The sequence below is a fragment of the Streptomyces sp. RB17 genome (genome assembly GCF_009604455.1).
Classification (GTDB): domain Bacteria; phylum Actinomycetota; class Actinomycetes; order Streptomycetales; family Streptomycetaceae; genus Streptomyces.
This window is the reverse complement of record NZ_WEGL01000001.1, coordinates 963,070-982,822: the sequence shown is the minus strand read 5'-3', so window position 1 is coordinate 982,822 and position 19,753 is coordinate 963,070. Positions and strand designations below refer to the sequence as shown.

The following is a 19,753-nucleotide window of genomic DNA, read 5'->3' as shown; positions in this document are numbered from 1 at the left end:
GCCGAATCCGATCGGTAAGGTGTTCGCATGAGTACCGGGGTTCGCCGCAGGATGGGTGTCGAGGAGCGGCGGCAGCAGTTGATCGGCGTCGCCCTCGACCTGTTCAGCCGACGCTCGCCCGACGAGGTCTCCATCGACGAGATAGCGTCTGCGGCGGGCATCTCACGCCCGCTCGTGTATCACTACTTCCCCGGCAAACTCAGCCTGTACGAGGCCGCGTTGAAGCGTGCCTCGGAGGATCTCGCGGGCCGCTTCACCGAGCCGCACGAGGGCCCGCTCGGCGCGCGCCTGCTGCGGGTGATGGGCCGCTTCTTCGACTTCGTCGACGAGCACGGCCCTGGATTCGCGGCATTGATGCGCGGCGGCCCGGCCGTAGGCTCTTCGGCCACCAACGCGCTCATCGACTCGGTGCGCCAGGCCGCCTACGAACAGATTCTGTCCCACCTCGGGGTCTCCGACGCGCCCCCGCGCCTGGAGCTGGTCGTCCGCTCCTGGATCTCGCTCGCCGAGTCCACGGCGCTGATCTGGCTGGACGGCCGGCGCATCCCGCGCGCCGAGTTGGAGGTCCAGCTGGTGCACGACCTCGCCGCGCTGGCCGCGGTCAGCGCCGCCTACGACGAGGGCATGGCGACCCTCTTGAAGGAGATGGTCAGGGACGAACCGGCCGACGGCCCCTTCGCGGAGCTCGTCGGCCGGCTGATCGCCCTCGGTTCCTAGACCGTCACCGGTCGAACTTCCGGTACGACGGGTCGAGGTCGCGGACCTCGGCGGAGGCGTGCAGCAGCGGGAACGCCACGTCCGCCACATGCCTGCGCAGCAGTTCCAGCGCCGCCTCCGTCAGCCTCGCCTTGGTCTCGTCGCTGCGGCCGGCGAGGAGCCCGATGGTCACGTGCACGATGGCGTGCCCGCGCACCCCCGGGTCCTCGTACCCGTACGCCGTCTGCGCGCTCGGCCGGAACTGCGTCTTGCAGGCCTCCGGCTTCGCCGCCGCGATCTCCACGGTCGCCTCGTGCAGTGCCCGCGCGAAACCAGCGCGGTCGAAGGCGTTCTCCATGGTGTCGGAGTAGTCGACGGTGATCTGCGGCATTGCGCACTCCTGTTCTACGGCAACGGCCCCGACCCTACTTCGTCGCCCGGCCGAACACCGCCACCGTCCGCGCCGGGACGCTGAACGTGCCCGAATCGGCCGCATAGGAGGAGGTCTTCACCACCGGGTCGGCGCCGGAGGCCTGCACCGGGTGCAGCCGGTACGACGTCCCCGCCAGGCTGTCGATCTTTTGCTCCTGCCGCTGCGGCGTGGCGTTGAAGACGACGACGAGGTCACCGAGCTTCATGGTGATCACCCCCGGCGTCTCGTCCTTCCCCGACAGCGGGAAGGAGAGCCGGTCCTGCACCTGCGTGGCCGTACCGAGCGAGAACGCCTGCTCGGTCGTCCGGATCCTCAGCAGGTCCTGGTAGGCGGCGGAGGCGCCGCTGATCTGCGGGCAGCCCACCTTCACGCTCGTGAGCAGCGGCCGGGCGTAGTCCCACTTGGACTGGTTGTCGGCCGCCATGGGCAGCCCGCGCCCGAAGCCGTTGCCGTCGGCGCAGTTCCAGTGGATGGCGTTGAACCAGTCCCCGCTGTCGAAGGAGTTGCGGTCCAGCGACTTCGAGCGCAGCAGGTCGGTGCCCGCCTGGGACAGGGCCGGCCCCTGCGACAGGGCGGCCGTGGCCATCGCCAGGACCTGCATGCGGGCTCGGTCGGACGCGGAGGTGTCCTTCGGGAGCTTGTAGGTCAGGGCGTCGAACAGCGACTCGTTGTCGTGCGCGTCCACATAGGCGAGGGCGTCGCCGGGCGCGTCCGCGTAGCCGGCGGGCGAGCCGTTGTAGTCGATCTCCGCTCCGGTGACCTCCTTGCCGTCGGTGTCCGTGAAGTGGTACTTCGCCAGGTTTCCGCTCAGCCCGACCTTGATCAGGTCCTGGTAGTGCAGGAGCCGGGCCTTCTGCTCGTCCTTCGAACCGTTGGCGGTGGACCCGTTCGGGTCGGTGTACAGCCCGGACGCGAAGCCCTGGATGCCGGGGTCGGAGTCGAAGGGGCTGCCGCCGCGCACCGCGTCACGGGCGCGGTCGGAGAAGGTGGCGATGCCGGTGCCGGCCATGTTGGCCTGCGTGGCCTGCACGAACCGGGCGTCGTTCGCGACCTCCCCGAAGTTCCAGCCCTCGCCGTACAGGATGATCTTCTTCCCGTCGACGCCGTCCTTCTTCAGGGTGAGCGCGTCGAGGGCCTTCCTGACGGCGAGGATGTTGGCCTTCGGGTGGTGGCCCATGAGGTCGAAGCGGAACCCGTCGACCTTGTACTCCTTGGCCCAGGTGACGATCGAGTCCACGACCAGCTTGCCCATCATCGCGTTCTCCGGCGCGGTGTTGGCGCAGCAGGTGCTGTTGGCCACCGACCCGTCGGCGAGCAGCCGCTGGTAGTAGCCGGGCACGATCCTGTCCAGCACGCTGGTGTCGGCCTGGCCGCCGGCCGCCGTGTGGTTGTAGACGACGTCCATGACGACCCGCAGGCCGTCCTGGTTGAGCCCCTGCACCATCTCGCGGAACTGGACCGTACGGGCGGTGCCGTCCGGGTCGGTGGCGTACGAGCCCTCGGGGACGGTGAAGTGGTACGGGTCGTACCCCCAGTTGTAGGCGTCCTTCGCGGCGCTCTTCGCCACGCACTCCTGCTGCTTGTCGGAGTCGGCCGCGTAGGAGGCGAGGTCGCAGTCGGGGCTCGCCTGGTCGGCCTTCTTCTCGGGGACGGTGGCGAAGTCGAACGCGGGCAGCAGGTGGACGTACGACGTGCCGGACTTCGCCAGCTCCTTCAGGTGCTTGGAGCCGTCGCTGTTCTTGTCGGTGAAGGCCAGGTAGGTGCCCTGGTCCTTCGCCGGGACGCTCTTGTCGGCGACCGAGAAGTCCCGGATGTGCAGCTCCTGGATCTGCGCGTCCCTCAGCGGTACGGCCTTGGGCTTGTGCAGGGCCGACCAGCCGCTCGGGGCGAGGGCCTTGTCGTTCAGGTCGACGACGAGGCTGCGCTCGGAGTTCGCGGTGAGGGCGACCGAGTAGGGGTCGGTCACCTTGTTGGTCACCATCTTGTGGACGCTGGGCGCCCACACCTTCACCACGTACCGGTAGGGCTTGCCCTTCCAGGACGCCGGGCCGGTGACGGACCAGACACCGGTGGTGTCGTCGCGGTGCATGGGCACGGTGGAGCCGCCCAGCTCCAGGGAGACGTGCTGCGCGGTCGGCGCCCAGACGGAGAGGGTGGGCTTTCCGTCGTGGAAGACCGGGCCGAGCTGTGCCTTGGCCGCGGCCGGGTAGAGGTCGTCCAGCACGCCCGCGATCTGCACGCCGGTCGCCGCCAGGACGGCGCCGTTGGCGGCACGCTGCGAGGCGACGAGCTGGCCCTTGAGCGCCCCGCGCACCCGGTCCCGGTCACGCGGGTCGACGGACCAGGCGGTGTAGTCCTTCAGATGCGGGAACCTCGCCTTCTGGGCGTCGGTCAGCGTGGTCTTCTCCAGCCGGATCCAGCGCTCGTCGTCGCTGGTCAGCGCCCCGTCCTTGACGGCGATCGAGCCGTCCAGGGAGTACAGCAGCTGGGTGGAGGCGGCGCCGTCCACGCCGTTGAAGGCAACCGTGTCGCGGTCGATCCAGATCGCCTTGGAGGTGCTCAGGTCGAGGGCGGCCGAGCTGCCCGCCGGCTGCGGCAGCAGGTACTTCTCCTGGCCGTTCAACAGCCACACCTCGTAGCCGTCGGACTTGAGGTCGAGGGACTGGTCGGCGGCGAGGTCCTTCTCGTCGCCCTTGTGGATGATGTAGCTGAGGCTGGTGGCACCCTCGGTGAGCGGCACCTCGTAGACCGCGCCATAGGCATCAGTCTTCACCGGCTTCAGCGGGTTCGACCAGTCGGTGGGGTTCGCGGCGCCCGTCCAGACGTGCAGGCCCCAGCCGTCGTAGTCACCGTCGGCCCGGTGGTAGTGGATGACCGCCTTGGTCCTGTCCTGCGCCGGGTAGTCGGGCTTCTGCGTCAGTACGTCCGGCTTCCCCTGCTCGACCCACACCTCACCCGTCTTGGTGACGTCGATGCTCCGGTCGGCGGAGACGTCCTTGTTGCCGTCCTTGTCGATGACCAGGAAGCCGACGCCGGAGGCGCCGGGCTTGAGCTTGACGTAGGCGAAGGCACCGTAGGCGTCCCGGCCGACGAAGGGGTGGCTGGCCGGCCAGTTCGTGGTCTCGCCGTCGGCGATGTCGCCCCAGGCGTACAGGCCCCAGTTGCCGTAGTCGCCGTCGGTGCGCTTGTAGTGGACGATCGCATAGTCGCGGGAGGAGGCCGTGGGGACCTCGGGCGCGGGCGGGGTCCCGGAGGTGCTGCTCGCCGTGGCGCTCGCGGTGTGCCCGGCCGAGTCGATCACGACGGCCTTGTAGCGCAGCGCGGCCCCTGCGGGGATGTCCTTGCCGAGGGTCTGGGTGACCTTGTACGGGGCGTGGTCGGCGGAGCCCAGTACCTGCCACTTGGCGTTGCCGACCTGCGCGGCGAAGACGACCCGGTTCAGCTGACCACCGTCGACGTCGGCGGTGACGTCCACGGTGCCGGTGGCTCCGGCGGCCGGAGCCTCGAGGGTGACGGTCGGCTCGGCGGCCGGCTTGTCGAGGGTGCCGGACGCCTTGTAGACGACGGCGGACTCGGCCGGCACGGTGACGGTGACCTTGCGGTCGGCGTCGGACTTCACGGTGTCGTCGGCGCCGTAGACGCCCTCGTACGCCATGCCGGCGGACCCGGTCGCGAAGGTCGCCGTCCGCGCGGTGCCGGCGTTGTTGAGGGCGACGACGTATTCCTGCCCGGTCTTCGCGTCCGTGCGGGTGAAGGCGTAGACCCCGGCGCCGTCGGCCGCGTACCGCTGCGTCTGGACGCCGTCGGTCAGGGCCGGGTTGGCCTTGCGGAGCTTCGAGAGCGCGGCGATCTGGCGGTAGAGCGGGGCGCTCTTGTCGTAGGAGTCGCTGGCGTGGGTGCGGTCGGTGCCGATCTCGTCGTCGTCCAGGTAGTCGGCGACCTTGGAGGCGAACATGGTCTGGCGGGCGTCCTTGTCGCCGCCGGAGCCGGTGAAGCCCTGCTCGTCGCCGTAGTAGACGACCGGGTTGCCGCGGCTGAGGAACATCAGCTGGTTGGCGAGCTCGTCCTTCTTCAGGATCTCGGCGTCGGTGGCCTTCGGGTTGTCCTGTTTCAGGAAGTACCCGATCCGGCCCATGTCGTGGTTGCCGAGGAAGGTGACCTGCTCGTACGCGTTGGCCTTGTCGGTCGTGTACTTGTAGTCGTCACCGAAGACGCTCGCGAGCTTCCGCGCGCTCGCGCCCTGGGAGGCGTAGGAGCGGGCCGCGTCCTGGAAGGGGAAGTCGAGGGTGGCGTCGAGGCGGCCCTGGGTGACGTACGGGGACGTGACGTTCGTGTCCGCCGAGTAGGTCTCGCCGAACATGAAGAAGTTCTTCCGGCCGTGCGCCGCCGCGTACGTGTCGAGCGCGGTGGCCCACTGCGTCCAGAACTCCATGTCGACGTTCTTGACGGTGTCGATCCGGAAGCCGTCGACGGCGAAGTCCTTCACCCACCGCTCGTAGATCTTCTCCATGCCGTGCACGACCTCGGGACGCTCGGTCCACAGGTCGTCCAGGCCGGAGAAGTCGCCGTAGGTCGCGGACTCGCCGGCGAAGGTCGAGTCGCCCCGGTTGTGGTACATCGTCGGGTCGTTGAGCCAGGCCGGAACCTTGGACCGACTGGTGACCTTCGGGGTGTACGGGAAGGACGCTCCGGAGACGGCCGGGAACTTCTTCGCGCCGTCCGCGTAGTCGGCGTCGTCGAACGGCCGCCCGTCCTTGGTCAGATAGGGGAAGGCACCCTTGGAGAGGTAGTCGTACGCCTTCTCCTGGTAGTCCACGACGTCGGCGGTGTGGTTGGTGATGACGTCGAAGAAGACCTTCATGCCCTTGGCGTGGGCCTTGGAGATGAGGGCCTTGAGATCCTGGTTGGTGCCGAAGTGCGGGTCGACCTGGGTGAAGTCGGTGATCCAGTAGCCGTGGTAGCCGGCGGAGGCATTGCTGCCCGTGCCCTGCACCGGGCGGTTCTTGAAGATGGGGGCCATCCAGATGGCGGTGGTGCCGAGCCCCTTGATGTAGTCCAGCTTCTTCGTCAGGCCCTTGAGGTCGCCGCCCTGGTAGAAGCCCTTGTCGGTGGGGTCGTAGCCGGTGCTGAGCCGGGAGCCGGTCAGTCCGCCCTTGTCGTTGGACGTGTCCCCGTTGGCGAAACGGTCCGGCATGACGAAGTAGAACTGCTCGCGCGTGTTGTCGTGCCGGGCGGGTACGGCGGCGAGCTTGGCGTCCGTGGGAGGCGGCGGAGGCGGGGTGGCCGCGTGTGCGGCCAGTGGCTGGATCAGGGCGGCGGCAAGGGCCACGGCGGTGACGGCCGCGGCCCGTTTCGCTCTCGGTATCACAGGCGGTAACTCCTAGCGGATGCGGCTCTTTTGGATCCCTTGGGTCCGACCCCGCGCGACCGTATCGCCGACGAAAGGTTTACAGCAAGAGTCTTGAAACTCATAGCAAGAAGTTTCAGCGTCAACCTTGGCGCGCCCTTCTCAACTCCCCGACCCTCACGGGCTGTTGCTTTCCGTCCCCTCATTTCCTGGCGGACGCCATCCCCCTGTCCTCGGCGTCTCACCCGAACTGGAGCCGACCGGTCATCGTCCCCAAGAGCACGACCTTCGCGTACGAGTACGTCAAGAAGGACGGCTCCGGGAACGTGACCTGGGATTCCGGGACGAACCGCTCGTGACGACGGACAGTTCGTCCGGCTGCACGACGAGTGACACCTGGAAGTGGTTCTCCGGGCTCAGCAGCTCGACTTCCCGGCGTAGATCGCGAGCGCCGTGTTCGAGCCCAAGGTGGCGGTGAACTGCCCACTGGAGTTCACCGTCACCGTCGTGTTGCTCTGGACGTTGCAGTACGTGCCCGCGGGCAGTGACGTCTGGTACGTCCTGGTCAGGCTGCCGGACTCGTGGTTGATCGCCACGTAGCCCTTGCCTCCCCGGCCGAACGCGATCGCGTTGTTGCCGTCGTCCCACCAGTTGGAGACGGCCTGGCCGCGGGTCGTGTTGCGGAAGGCGACCATGCGGATGATCTCCGGCCAGGCGTGCTGGCACTTCCAGCCGTCCTGCCAGCAGGCGTTGACCTGCCCGTTGTTGGGCGGGCCGGCGTCCGCGTCGGACCACTCGTAGCCGGAGTTGATGTCCGGGGCGCCGTAGGGCCAGGCGAGCATGAAGACGTTGGCCAGGGTGTAGTTGGCGCCGTCCTTGTAGTTGAGGGTGGAGCCGTTGCGCTCGGTGTCGTGGTTGTCGACGAAGACGCCGGCCACGGAGCTGCTCAGATAGCCCCAGCCCTCGCCGAAGTTGGTGAGGTAGGCCAGCTTCTCGTTGTTGAAGACGCGTTTGAGGTCGTAGGCGTAGCGGAACTCCTGGACGTCTCCGTTGCCGGTGTACTCGGAGGGCTGGACGGCCTCGTTCGCGCCGTAGATGACCTCCTGCTTCCAGTAGACGGAGGGGTTGGTCAGACGGGACTTGATGTTCGCCAGGTCGTCCGCCGGGATGTGCTTGGCCGCGTCGATGCGGAAGCCGTCGGCACCCAGGGAGAGCAGGTCGTTCATGTAGCCGGCGATGGTCTTGCGGACGTACTCCTCGCCGGTGTCCAGGTCGGCCAGGCCGACGAGTTCGCAGTGCTGGACGTTCCAGCGGTCCTGGTAGTTGGTGACCTGGGAGGTGCAGTCGTCGAAGTCCGGGTACGAGTACAGGCCGGGGTAGTCGTACTTCGAGTACGTCGAGCCGCCGGTGCCGGTGCCGCTGCCCGCCGACATGTGGTTGATGACCGTGTCGACGACGACCTTCAGACCGGCGGCGTGACAGGTGTCGATCATGTTCTTGAACGCGGTGCGGTCGCCGAGCCGGCCCGCGATCTTGTACGACACCGGCTGGTACGACGTCCACCACTGCGAGCCCTGTATGTGCTCGGCCGGCGGGGAGACCTGGACGTAGCCGTAGCCGGCGGGGCCCAGGGTGGTGGTGCACTCGCGGGCCACCGAGGCGTAGTTCCACTCGAAGAGGACGGCGGTGACGTCCTTGGTGCCGGGCGGGGAGGCCTGCGCTGTAGTCGGGTACATGCCAACCGTAACGGCGGCGGCGAGGGCGAGCGCCGCGGGGAGGGTTCTGCGTGCCATGTGGGGGTTCCTTCGTCCTTGAAGGCGCTTGCTGCAATGTTTCAGCAAACTTGCGGTGACGCAGATGTTAAAGGCCCGCTGCCTGAAAGGCAGCGGGCCGGTGTGAAGTTGATGCAAGAACTTGCCGACGGGCCGTCAGACCACCCAGTCAGACGGTCGTGAACCACACCGTCGTGTCGGCGGGTACCTTCGTCTCGTCGTCGGCCTCGGTCACCTCACCGCTGGCGAGCAGGACACGGCCGTAGGACGTGGTCGTCACGGACTCGCCGGTCGTGTTCGCGACGCACACGAACTCGCCCCGCCGGAAGGCCAGCACACCCTCGGGCGCCCGCAGCCATTCCACCGCGTCTCCCGCGCCGAGGTCGGGCTGGGAACGGCGCACGCTCAGCGCGGACCGGTACAGCTCCAGCGTCGAGCCCGCGGCACCCGTCTGCGCCTCCACACTCAGCTCGCCCCAGCTCGCCGGCTGCGGGAGCCAGCTGCCGCCGCTGCCGAAGCCGTACGAGGAGCCCTCGCGGGTCCACGGGATCGGCACCCGGCAGCCGTCGCGGAAGCCGTCCTGGCCGGCGCCGCGGAAGTACGCCGGGTCCTGGCGCACCTCGTCGGGCAGGTCGACGACGTCCGGGAGGCCCAGTTCCTCGCCCTGGTAGACGTACGCCGAGCCGGGCAGCGCCAGCATGAGGAGGGTGGCGGCGCGGGCGCGGCGCAGGCCCAGCTCCCGGTCTCCGGCGGTGCGGATCTGGGTGCCGAGGCCGGGCGGGTTGGCGAAGCGGGTGGCGTGCCGGGTGACGTCGTGGTTGGACAGGACCCAGGTGGCGGGGGCGCCGACGGGGCGCATGGCCTCCAGGGTGCGGTCGATGACGGTACGGAGTTCCCTCGCGTCCCATTCCGTCGACAGGTACTGGAAGTTGAAGGCCTGGTGCAGCTCGTCCGGGCGGACGTAGTTGGCGGTGCGCTCGACGGTCGGCGTCCAGGCCTCGGCCACGAAAATGCGCTCGCCCGCGTACTCGTCCAGGATCCGCCGCCACTGGCGGTAGATCGCGTGGACGCCGTCCTGGTCGAAGAACGGCATGACATCGTTGCCCAGCAGTTTGAGCTGGTCGTGGGAGCCGAGGTCGGGCAGGCCGTCTGCCTTGACCAGGCCGTGGGCCACGTCGATGCGGAACCCGTCCACGCCCATGTCCAGCCAGAAGCGCAGGATGGAGCGGAACTCGTCGCCGACGGCCGGGTGCTCCCAGTTGAAGTCGGGCTGCTCGGGGGCGAAGAGGTGCAGGTACCACTCGCCGGGCGTGCCATCCGGCTCGGTCACCCGCGTCCAGGCGGGGCCGCCGAAGATGGACTCCCAGTCGTTGGGCGGGAGTTCGCCGTTCTCTCCCTTGCCGGGGCGGAAGTGGTAGCGCTCGCGCAGCGGGGAGCCGGGGCCCTCGGCGAGGGCGCGCTTGAACCACTCGTGCTGGTCGGAGGAATGGTTCGGGACGAGGTCGACGATGATCCTGAGCCCCAGTTCGTGGGCGTCGCGGATCAGCGCGTCGGCGTCGAGCAGGTTGCCGAACATCGGGTCGACGGCGCGGTAGTCGGCGACGTCGTAGCCCGCGTCGGCCTGCGGGGAGGCGTAGAAGGGGCTGAGCCACACGGCGTCGACGCCGAGGTCACGCAGGTACGGCAGGCGGGAGCGCACGCCTTCCAGGTCGCCCATGCCGTCGCCGTTGCTGTCGGCGAAGCTGCGCGGATAGACCTGGTAGATGACGGCGTCCCGCCACCAGTCGCGGCGGCGGTCGGCGACGGCGGCCACGGCGGAGTGGGGGGCCGGTGCGGCAGGGTGCTGCTGGCTCATGGCGTCCTTGAGAGGTAAACGAGTTCGGGTCATGGGCGCGTGGGTGCGGTACGACGGCGGGTGCGGGCCGGAGGATGCGGCACCGGCGGGGTGTGCGAGGCGGCCGCGGTGACAGCGGGGTCGGATGGACACCGCGGCCGCCTACCCGCGCGGTGAGGCGCGCGGGAGTCCCGGGGCGGGCGTCAGCCCTTGGTGCCACCGGCGGTGAGGCCGGTGACGAGGTTCTTCTGCACGAGGTAGAAGAACACCGACACGGGTATCGCGATCAGCACCGCGGTGGCGGCCATGTAGTTCCACTGGGCGTCGTGCTCGCTGACGAAGGTCTGCAGACCGACGGCGAAGGTGTACTTGGAGTCGTCCAGCATGAAGGTGGTCGCGAAGGCGACCTCACCGACGGCGGTGATGAAGTTGTAGAAGGCGGCGACGGCGAGGCCCGGCCGGGCCAGCGGCAGGATCAGCCGGAAGAAGGTGCCGAACGGGGAGAGCCCGTCGACGCGTCCGGCCTCGTCGATCTCGAAGGGGATGGTGTCGAAGTACCCCTTGAGCAGCCAGGCGCTGTACGGCACCGCGGTGGTGCAGTTGATGACGATCAGCGCCCAGTAGGTGTCGATGAGATCGAGCTGGCTGAAGATCTCGTACATCGGCACGATCAGGATGGCGATCGGGAAGGCCTGGGTGAGCAGCAGGACCCACATCAGCTGCTTGTAGCCGGGAAAGCGCATCCGGGAGACGGCGTAGCCGGTGGTGGCGGCGACGAAGACGCCGATCAGGGTGGTGCCGCCGGCCACGATCATCGTCGACTTGAACCAGTCGAAGAAGCCGGTGTGCTCCAGCACGAAGCTGTAGTTGGAGAAGCTGATCTTGCCCAGGATCTTGCCCGGGTGCAGGTAGTCGTCCTTCTCGGGGCCGAGCGACAGGAAGATCAGCCAGGCCACCGGGGCGAGCGCGATCAGGCTCGCGACGGCGAGGCCGCCGTGCAGGACGGCGGCGCCGAGCGGGCCGCGTTCGCCGCGGCGGCGGGTCCGGCGCGGGGCCTGCGCGGCGGGGGCGGGCCCGGCCTCGGTCTTTTCCAGGGTCGTGGTGCTCATGGCGGCTCCTGCGGCGTCAGACGGCGAGCTGGTCATTGCGCTTCAGCCAGCGGAAGTAGAAGGAGGTGAAGACGGTGATGATCGACAGCAGCAGTACGCCGTACGCGGCGGACTGGGCGAAGTCGCGCGGCTGCTGGCCGAAGCCCAGGAAGTAGGCCCAGGTGACGAGGATCTGGGCGTCCGGGGCACTGGTCGGGCCGAACAGCAGGAAGATGATGGCGAACTGGTTGAAGGTCCAGATGATGCCGAGGAGTACGACGGTGGAGCTGACCGACCTCAGCCCCGGCAGGGTCACGTGCCGGAAGCGCTGCCAGGCGCTGGCGCCGTCCATCTCGGCGGCCTCGTAGAGCGAGGAGTCGATGGACTGCAGTCCGCCGAGCAGCGAGAGCATCATGAACGGCACGCCGCACCAGGTGTTGACCATGATCGCGGCGAACCGCTGCCAGAAGGTGTCCTCCAGCCACTGCGGCTCGGGCAGGTGGACGGCGTGCAGGATCTGGTTGATCACTCCGGAGTCGGAGAGCATGATCCGCCAGGAGAAGACGGTGACGAAGGTCGGCACGGCCCAGGGCAGGACCAGCAGCACCCGGTAGATGGTGCGGCCGCGCAGCTTCTCGTTGAGCATGAGCGCGAGGCCCAGGCCGATGGTGTAGTGCAGGGCGACACAGGCGGCCGTCCAGACGACGGTCCACAGGAAGTGCGACCAGAACCGGTCGTACGACAGCGGGCCGAACAGGATGTCCTTGTAGTTGCCGAACCCGATGAACTTGTAGGTGGCCGGGATGTGGTTGACGCCGATCGTGCGCGCCGAGTTGAGGCTGTTGGCATCGGTGAGGGTCAGGTAGACACCGCGGAGCAGCGGGTAGCCCACGATCACGGCGAGCACGACGACCACCGGGGCGATCATCGCGTACGCGTACCAGTACCTCTGGTAACCGTTCTTGATGCGCTGCCCCAGCCCGGGCCGAGGCGCGCGGTCACCGCGGCGCTTGCCGGTCGCGCGGTCGATGGCGACTGTCATGGTTCGACACCTTCAAAAGATCAAGGAGTTGGGCCGGGCACAGGGCGGTGGCCGCCGGATCCTTCCCCTCCTTACGAGAGGATCCGGCGGCCACGCGGGCATCACTTGCTGAAGTCGGGCACCAGCTTGCCGATGGCGACCTCGGCGTTGCTCAGACCCTTGTCCAGCGACTCCTTGCCGCCGGCGATCTTGGGCAGCTCGGTGTCGAGCGGACCCCACAGGCTGCTGTACTCGGGCAGCGCCGGGCGGGGCTGGGCGGCGGGCAGGACGGCCTGGTAGCCAGCGATACCGGGGTCGGCCTTGACCTTGTCGGTGTAGGCGTCCTCACGCGTGGGCAGGGTGGAGTTCTTCAGGGCGATGGTCTCCTGGGAGGCCGCCGAGGTCATGAACTTCACGAACTTCAGCGCCGCGGTCTGGTGGGCCTTGTCCGAGCCGGCGTAGACCGCGAGGTTGTGGCCGCCGGTCGGGGCGCCCGCCTTGCCGGTGGAGCCGGCCGGGACGGTGGCGATGCCGAGGTTGGACTTGTCCGTGAAGGCGCTGCCCTTGTAGAAGTTCGTGATCTCCCAGGGGCCCTGGATGATCGCGGCGACCTTGCCGTTGACGAACGCGTCCTGGATGTGGGCGTAGGCGTCGGCGGTGGTGTCGGCCTTGTGCAGGCCCTTGCCGGAGAACGTGCTCAGCCAGGTGCCGTAGGCCTTCTTCGCGGCCGCCGAGTTCACGGTGATCTTCTTGGCGGTGGCGTCGACGGTGTCGGTGCCCTCGCCGTAGAGGAAGGTCTGCGCGTAGTAGGCCTGGGTCGAGCCCCAGTAGCCGTACTGGCCCGTCTTGGCCTGGACCTTGGCGGCGTCGGACTTCAGCTCGTCCCAGGTCTTGGGGGCGTCGGTGATGCCGGCCTTCTGGAACAGCGCCTTGTTGTAGACGAGGGCCAGGGTGTCGGTGACCAGCGGCACGCCGTAGGTCTTGCCCTGGTACTGGGCCTGCTTGATCAGGCTGGGCTGGAACTTGGCCTGGTCGGTGAGGGCCTCGGTGCCGTCCAGCGGCAGGAAGTAGCCCTTCTTGGCGAAGGCCGGGGTCCAGCCGACCTCGGAGCGCAGCACGTCCGGGGCACCCTTGGAGCCGGCCGCGGTGTCGAACTTGTTCTGCGCCTGGTCGAAGGGGACGTTGACGTACTTGACCTTGATGTTCTTGTTGGCAGCCTCGAACTGCTTGATCAGGCCCTGGTACGTCGGCGCCTCGTTCGTGGCGTTGGAGGTGTCCCACCAGGTGATGGTCACCGGGCCGTCCGACTTACCGCTGTCGCTGCTGCTCCCGCCGCCGCAGGCCGTCGCCGCGAGGGCGAGGGACGCCACCAGCGCGGAGGCCGCTATGCCACGCCGCATGAGTTCTCCTTGAGGGTTTAGCCCGTGTGATGCCGACTGCGCCGTTGCTGCCGCCGAGCGACCAGGAACGTAACAGCGTTGTAAGCGTTGCGAAAGACCTTGCAGAAAAAAAGTGCAAGGGAACACGATGGTTACCCTGTCGTTACCGCTCAGCGTGGAGACAACCCGTGTGCAAGACTCTGCAAGCTCTTGCCGCCACCAATTCGAGGGAGCCCGATGAGGCAGCAACCCAGGGCGGGCCGTCCGGCCGCTCGCGCACGGCGTCCCGTCGGTGTGCAAGGCGACATACGACCGGTACAGTCCAGTGCCGTGACCACACGGCTTGCGGACATCGCTGCGCAGGCGGGGGTGAGCGAAGCGACCGTCAGCCGGGTCCTCAACGGGAAGCCGGGCGTCGCCGCCACCACCCGCCAGTCCGTGCTCGCCGCGCTGGACGTCCTGGGCTATGAGCGCCCGGTACGGCTGCGGCAGCGCAGCGAGGGCCTGGTCGGGCTGATCACGCCGGAGCTGGAGAACCCGATATTCCCGGCGCTGGCCCAGGTCATCGGCCAGGCGCTGACCCGCCAGGGCTATACGCCGGTGCTCGCCACGCAGACCCCCGGCGGGTCGACCGAGGACGAGCTGACCGAGATGCTGGTGGACCGGGGGGTCGCGGGGATCATCTATGTCTCCGGGCTGCACGCCGACACCACCGCCGACATGCAGCGCTATGAGCGGCTGCGGGCGCAGGGCGTGCCGTTCGTGCTGGTGGACGGGTTCTCGCCGAAGGTGCAGGCGCCGTTCATCTCCCCCGACGACCGGGCCGCGATGACGCTCGCTGTGACCCATCTGGTGTCGCTCGGACACACCCGGATCGGGCTCGCCCTCGGGCCGAAGCGGTTCGTGCCGGTGCAGCGCAAGATCGAGGGCTTCGTGCGGGCCATGCAGGACCAGTTGGGGCTCGCCGCCGAGACGGTCGAGACGGAGCTGATCCAGCACTCGCTGTACACGCTGGAGGGCGGCCAGGCGGCCGCGACCGCGCTGATCGACCGGGACTGCACGGCCGTGGTGTGCGCCAGCGACATGATGGCGCTCGGCGCGATACGGGCGGCCCGGCAGCAGGGCCTCCAGGTGCCCCGGGACGTGTCGGTGGTGGGCTTCGACGACTCCCCGCTGATCGCCTTCACCGACCCGCCGCTGACCACGGTCCGCAAGCCGGTGCCGGCGATGGGCCAGGCCGCGGTGCGCACGTTGCTCGAGGAGATCGGCGGGACACCCGCGCCACACAGCGAGTTCGTGTTCATGCCGGAGTTGGTGGTGCGCGGTTCGACCGATTCCGCGCCGAATGTCGTCCGTACGTCGTAGAAGGTGCGTGGCGGACCCGACCTTGGGATGATCGGGCGAAGGACCCTTTTCTGGCAGACTTGATGCCCATGAGTGACTCGACCGTGACGCAGTCGGAAGGTCGCGAGGAGGTGGCCGTTCCGCGCACCGACACGGGCGAGGACGGCGGGGGTTTGCTGCGGCGGATGCGAAGTCCGCGCCGGCCGCGGCTCTGGTTCGAGATCCTTCTGATCGCGGTGAGTTACTGGACGTACTCACTGATCCGCAACGCCGTCCCGGAGCAGCGGGGCAAGGCGCTGCGCGACGCCGACTGGATCTGGCGGGTCGAACACCATCTCGGCGTCGCCGTCGAACAGTCCGTCAACCACGCCGTGAACTCGGTGACTTGGCTGATCATCGGCATGAACTACTACTACGCCACACTGCACTTCATCATCACGATCGGTGTGCTGGTGTGGTTGTACCGGTGGCATCCGGGGCGTTACGCGGCGGCGCGGCTGGCGCTGTTCGCGACCACCGGCGTGGCTCTCGCCGGTTACTACCTGTTCCCGCTCGCGCCGCCCCGGTTGATGCGCGGCGGGCACTTCGTGGACACCGTGATGGTGCACCACACGTGGGGCTCGATGGCCTCCGGCGACCTGAAGCACATGTCGAACCAGTACGCGGCGATGCCGTCGATGCACATCGGCTGGTCGCTGTGGTGCGGGCTGACGATCTTCGCGCTGTCGTCCGTGCCGTGGGTGCGGGTGCTGGGGCTGCTCTATCCGGCGGCCACCCTGCTGGTCATCGTTGCCACGGCCAACCACTTCTGGCTGGACGCGGTGGGCGGTGTGCTGTGCCTGGCCTTCGGGTTCACGGTGGCCCGGGTGTGGTACGGCGCGCTGCCGTACGCCCTGCCCAGGCTGGTGCCGGTCCGCAGGACCGGGCCGGAGCGGGCGGCGGCCCGGGTGTGAGCACCGTGGCTCCGGCCCGGTGTCATCCTCCGTTGCCGTAGAACAACTCCTCGACCACCGTGCGCGCCCTGCGGGTGGTACGGCGGTAGGCGTCCAGCATGTCCCCGGCGTGCCCGGCGCCGTAGCCCAGGTAGCGGCCCACGGCGGACAGCTCGCGCGGCTCGGTGGGGAACGTGTCCCCGGCCCGGCCACGCACCAGCATCACCGCGTTGCGCACCCTCGTCGCCAGCACCCAGGCCTCGTCCAGGATCTCCGCCTCCTCGGCGGACAGCAGCCCGGCCTCGCGGGCGGCGGCCAGCGCCTCCCGGGTGCGGGTGGTGCGCAGCCCCGGCTGCTCCCAGCCGTGCCGGAGCTGGAACAGCTGCACGGTCCACTCGACGTCGGACAGCCCGCCCGGACCGAGTTTGGTGTGCAGCTTGGGGTCGGCGCCGCGCGGGAGGCGCTCGGACTCCATACGGGCCTTCAGCCGGCGGATCTCGCGTACGGCGTCCTCGTCGAGGCCCCGCCGGGGGTAGCGCAGGGGGTCGATCAGCTCGGTGAAGCGGCGGCCCAGGTCCTCGTCCCCGGCGACCGGCTCGGCCCGCAGCAGCGCATGGGACTCCCAGGCCAGGGACCAGCGGCGGTAGTACGCCTCGTACGACTTCAGGGTGCGCACCAGCGGGCCCGACTTGCCCTCCGGGCGCAGGTCGGCGTCGATGAGCAGCGGCGGGTCGGCGCTGGGCAGCGCCAGCAGGCGGCGCATCTCGGCGACGACCTTGTTCGCGGCGGCGGCCGCCTCGTGCTCGTCCACGCCGTCCTGCGGCTCGTGTACGAAGACGACGTCCGCGTCGGAGCCGTAGCCCAGCTCGTGACCGCCGAACCGGCCCATCCCTATCATCGCGAACCGGGTCGGCAGCGTGTCGCCCCAGCCGTCGCGGACCACCGCGCGCAGGGTGCCGGCGAGGGTGGCGGCGGTGAGGTCGGAGACCGCCGCGCCGACCCGGTCCACCAGCGCGCCCTGGTCGGCCTCGGCGGGGCTGGTCTCGGTGCCGTAGGAGCCGACGATGTCGGCGGCAGCCGTCCGGAACAGCTCCCGGCGGCGCACGCCGCGGGCCGCGGTGACGCCGTGCTCGGCGTTCTCGGCGCGGCCCACGGCGGCCAGGATCTCCTGCTCCAGGTGGGGGCGCCCGCGCGGGTCGAGGCCGCCGCCGTCGCCGTCGCCCAGCAGGGCCACCGCCTCGGGGGCGCGCATGAGGAGGTCGGGCGCCAGGCGGCCCGCCGACAGCACGCGGGCCAGGTTCTCGGCGGCCGCGCCCTCGTCGCGCAGGAGGCGCAGGTACCAGGGGGTCTTGCCGAGCGCGTCGGAGACCTTGCGGAAGTTCAGCAGGCCCGCGTCCGGGTCCGCCGAGTCGGCGAACCAGCCGAGGAGGACGGGGAGCAGGGTGCGCTGGATCGCCGCCTTGCGGGTCACGCCGGAGGCGAGTGCCTCGAGGTGGCGCAGGGCGGCCGCCGGGTCGGCGTAGCCGAGTGCCACGAGGCGCTCGCGGGCCGCCTCGGGGCTCAGGCGCGCCTCGCCGGGGGCGAGTTGGGCGACCGCGTCGAGCAGCGGGCGGTAGAAGAGCTTCTCGTGCAGCCGTCGTACGACGCCGGTGTGCCGCTTCCACTCGCGGATCAGCCCGGCCGCCGGGTCGGTGCGCAGGCCCAGGGAGCGGCCGAGGCGCCGCTGGTCCTCCTCGGCGACCGGGACGAGGTGGGTGCGGCGCAGGCGGTAGAGCTGGATGCGGTGTTCCATCGAGCGCAGGAAGCGGTAGGCCTCGTCCAGGCGGGCGGCGTCCTCCCGGCCGACGTAGCCGCCGGCGGCCAGGGCCTGCAGGGCGTGGAGGGTGGTGCCGCTGCGGAGGGACTGGTCGGTGCGGCCGTGGACCAACTGCAGGAGCTGGACGGCGAATTCGACGTCGCGCAGGCCGCCGGGACCGAGCTTGAGTTCGCGTTCGATCTCGGACGCGGGGATGTTCTCGACCACGCGCCGGCGCATCTTCTGGACGTCCGCTACGAAGTTCTCGCGTTCGGCGGCCTTCCAGACCAGGGGTTCGAGTGCGTCCACGTAGGCGTGACCGAGTTCCGCGTCCCCCGCTACCGGGCGGGCCTTGAGCAGGGCCTGGAACTCCCAGGTCTTCGCCCAGCGTTGGTAGTAGGCGAGGTGGGAGGAGAGGGTGCGGACCAGGGGGCCGTTGCGGCCCTCGGGGCGGAGGTTGGCGTCCACCGGCCAGATGGAGCCCTCCACCGTGGTCTCGGAGCAGATCCGCATGAGGTGGCTGGCGAGGCGGGTGGCGGCGGTGAGTGCCTTGGCCTCGGTGGTGCCTTCGGCCGCTTCGGCCACGAAGATCACGTCCACGTCGGAGACGTAGTTCAGTTCGTGGCCGCCGCACTTGCCCATCGCGATCACCGCGAGGCGGCAGGCGGCGGCGTCGGCCGGGGCGTTCGTCCGCGCGATGGCCAGGGCGGCGCGGAGGGTGGCCGTGGCGAGGTCGGCGAGTTCGGCGGCCGCCTCGGCGACGTCCGTGGTGCCGCAGACGTCGCGGGCGGCGATGGAGAGCAGGCAGCGGCGGTAGGCGACGCGGAGGGAGACGGGGTCGGTGGCCTCGGCCAGGCCGCGCTCGAACTCCGCGAGGCCCGGGTGCAGGTCCTGTGGCTCGTAGGTGACCAGGGCGTGCCAGTCGGCCGGGTGGCGGGCCAGGTGGTCGGCGAGGGCGGCGGAGGCGCCGAGGACGCCGAGGAGGCGGTCTCGCAGCGGCTTGGCCGCGATGAGGGTGTCCAGCAGTTCGCGGTGGGCGGTGGGGCCGTCCTGGGCCTCCAGGAGGCGGACCAGGCCGTGCAGGGCGAGGTCGGGGTCGGCGGTGGCGCCGAGGGCTTCCAGGAGGACGGGGTCGTCGCGGACGGGGGTGAGTTCCGGGCCGTCGAGGAGGCGCTCGGCGGCGGAGGGGTCGGTGAAGCCGTGTCGGAGCAGGCGGGTGAAGGTGCTGCTTCTGCGCCCCGGCGTCATCTCCGTGGCCTCCCCTGGCGCTAGGTCGTCCTGGCCAGAACGTCTCTGATCAGCTAAGTGATTCTATGCAGCAGATGGTGTCTTGCACGGGTTGTGCCCAACGGGGAGGGGTGGCATGGGCGTGCAGGTGGAATCCTGCGCCACGTGCCGCTCCTCGTGGCCGGTGTCGGCCGGCCGTGGGTGCGCTGATCGTCGTCACGCCCCGGTGCCGGTGGACCGGTCTTTCCGGCGGGTATTGCCGTCCAGTGCCATCGCGTCCCGCCTGCGGCCACCGCGACGCGCCAGGCCAGACACCGTAGCGCCGTCCAAGGCAGTTGCCTCGGTGTCTGCAGCCCGGATGACGCCTTCCCGATCGTTGTCACTCGGGGCCGCGCCCGGGGTGCCGCCGATCTGTACGAGGCTCCGGCGGACGGGTCGGGGGCGGCGCGGCGGATCAGCATGGCTGCGGTGTCGCCCGCGTACGTCGGATAACCGCACCGGCGTCGGCCGCGTGACCTGGGCGGATTCGGTCTCGTTGACCAGGGTGTGAAGAAGATCACCGCTCTCGCCGCGCTCACCGTCACCGGTCTCGCGCTCGCCGCCCCCGCCCACGCCGACGACGGCACCCACGGCCGCATCAACATCGCCGGCCGGCCCCTGACCCCGAACAAGCTCTGCGAGACGGCCCTCGGGCTCGTCCCGCTCACCGCGCCGTGGACGGGCAGCTCGGTGTACGACGCCTGCAACAACCGCAAGCACGTCCATCCCGAGCGGTCCCAGCAGCCCCGCCCCGAGTCCGCCTCCGACTCGGAGTGGCGGTGAACAAGCAGGCAGCGGCCCGCCCCGAGAGGCGGGCCGTCAGCTGTGGGCGGGCCGTCAGCTGTG

At 69.6% G+C, this 19,753-nt stretch carries 13 protein-coding genes; 5 read left to right on the top strand and 8 right to left on the bottom strand.

Annotation, left to right across the window (positions count from 1 at the left end; translation table 11 throughout):
• Window positions 1-27 precede the first annotated feature (27 nt).
• A complete protein-coding gene (locus SRB17_RS04525) occupies window positions 28-717 on the top strand; it encodes a TetR/AcrR family transcriptional regulator (protein ID WP_153534741.1) in 690 nt (229 codons plus the stop codon).
• A 4-nt stretch (window positions 718-721) separates the two neighbouring features.
• Here the strand turns inward: SRB17_RS04525 and SRB17_RS04520 are convergent, their stop codons facing one another.
• Window positions 722-1,087 carry a 5-carboxymethyl-2-hydroxymuconate Delta-isomerase gene (locus SRB17_RS04520; protein ID WP_153534739.1) on the bottom strand — a complete coding sequence of 122 codons (366 nt, stop codon included), beginning with the start codon at window positions 1,085-1,087 and terminating at the stop codon, window positions 722-724.
• Window positions 1,088-1,121: 34 nt separating this feature from the next.
• Complete coding sequence (pulA, locus tag SRB17_RS04515; RefSeq protein ID WP_323374962.1) at window positions 1,122-6,497, bottom strand: pullulanase-type alpha-1,6-glucosidase; 5,376 nt, start codon at window positions 6,495-6,497, stop codon at window positions 1,122-1,124.
• Window positions 6,498-6,685: 188 nt separating this feature from the next.
• Between pulA and SRB17_RS45980 the strand changes: the two genes are divergently transcribed.
• The gene (locus SRB17_RS45980) at window positions 6,686-6,835 is read left to right on the top strand and encodes a carbohydrate-binding module family 20 domain-containing protein (RefSeq protein ID WP_228395892.1); all 150 of its coding nucleotides are present in this window, start codon (window positions 6,686-6,688) and stop codon (window positions 6,833-6,835) included.
• Window positions 6,836-6,892: 57 nt separating this feature from the next.
• Here SRB17_RS45980 and SRB17_RS04505 read toward each other — a convergent pair whose 3' ends face one another.
• The 5 genes from SRB17_RS04505 to SRB17_RS04485 form a co-directional block, all read right to left on the bottom strand.
• A complete protein-coding gene (locus tag SRB17_RS04505; RefSeq protein ID WP_194293898.1) occupies window positions 6,893-8,269 on the bottom strand; it encodes an alpha-amylase in 1,377 nt (458 codons plus the stop codon).
• A 148-nt stretch (window positions 8,270-8,417) separates the two neighbouring features.
• Complete coding sequence (locus tag SRB17_RS04500; RefSeq protein ID WP_153534738.1) at window positions 8,418-10,103, bottom strand: alpha-amylase family glycosyl hydrolase; 1,686 nt, start codon at window positions 10,101-10,103, stop codon at window positions 8,418-8,420.
• 182 nt (window positions 10,104-10,285) lie between these two features.
• Entirely contained in the window at window positions 10,286-11,191 is a 906-nt protein-coding gene (locus SRB17_RS04495) for a sugar ABC transporter permease (protein ID WP_153534735.1), read from the bottom strand.
• Window positions 11,192-11,207: 16 nt separating this feature from the next.
• Window positions 11,208-12,212: a carbohydrate ABC transporter permease gene (locus SRB17_RS04490; RefSeq protein WP_153534733.1), complete on the bottom strand. Its 1,005-nt coding sequence runs from the start codon at window positions 12,210-12,212 to the stop codon at window positions 11,208-11,210.
• Window positions 12,213-12,313: 101 nt separating this feature from the next.
• Complete coding sequence (locus SRB17_RS04485; RefSeq protein WP_153534731.1) at window positions 12,314-13,591, bottom strand: extracellular solute-binding protein; 1,278 nt, start codon at window positions 13,589-13,591, stop codon at window positions 12,314-12,316.
• A gap of 309 nt (window positions 13,592-13,900) precedes the next feature.
• On the opposite strand from SRB17_RS04485, the gene SRB17_RS04480 reads away from it, so the two are divergent.
• Window positions 13,901-14,935: a LacI family DNA-binding transcriptional regulator gene (locus SRB17_RS04480; RefSeq protein ID WP_323374961.1), complete on the top strand. Its 1,035-nt coding sequence runs from the start codon at window positions 13,901-13,903 to the stop codon at window positions 14,933-14,935.
• 68 nt (window positions 14,936-15,003) lie between these two features.
• Window positions 15,004-15,867, top strand: a complete 864-nt coding sequence (locus tag SRB17_RS04475; protein WP_153534727.1) for a phosphatase PAP2 family protein — start codon at window positions 15,004-15,006, stop codon at window positions 15,865-15,867.
• 22 nt (window positions 15,868-15,889) lie between these two features.
• On the opposite strand, the gene SRB17_RS04470 is transcribed toward SRB17_RS04475, so the two are convergent.
• Window positions 15,890-18,889 (bottom strand): bifunctional [glutamine synthetase] adenylyltransferase/[glutamine synthetase]-adenylyl-L-tyrosine phosphorylase, encoded by a 3,000-nt coding sequence (locus SRB17_RS04470; RefSeq protein ID WP_153534725.1) that lies wholly within the window; start codon window positions 18,887-18,889, stop codon window positions 15,890-15,892.
• A 525-nt stretch (window positions 18,890-19,414) separates the two neighbouring features.
• On the opposite strand from SRB17_RS04470, the gene SRB17_RS04465 reads away from it, so the two are divergent.
• Window positions 19,415-19,690, top strand: coding sequence for a hypothetical protein (locus tag SRB17_RS04465; RefSeq protein WP_194293897.1), 276 nt, complete (start codon window positions 19,415-19,417; stop codon window positions 19,688-19,690).
• Window positions 19,691-19,753: the final 63 nt, after the last annotated feature.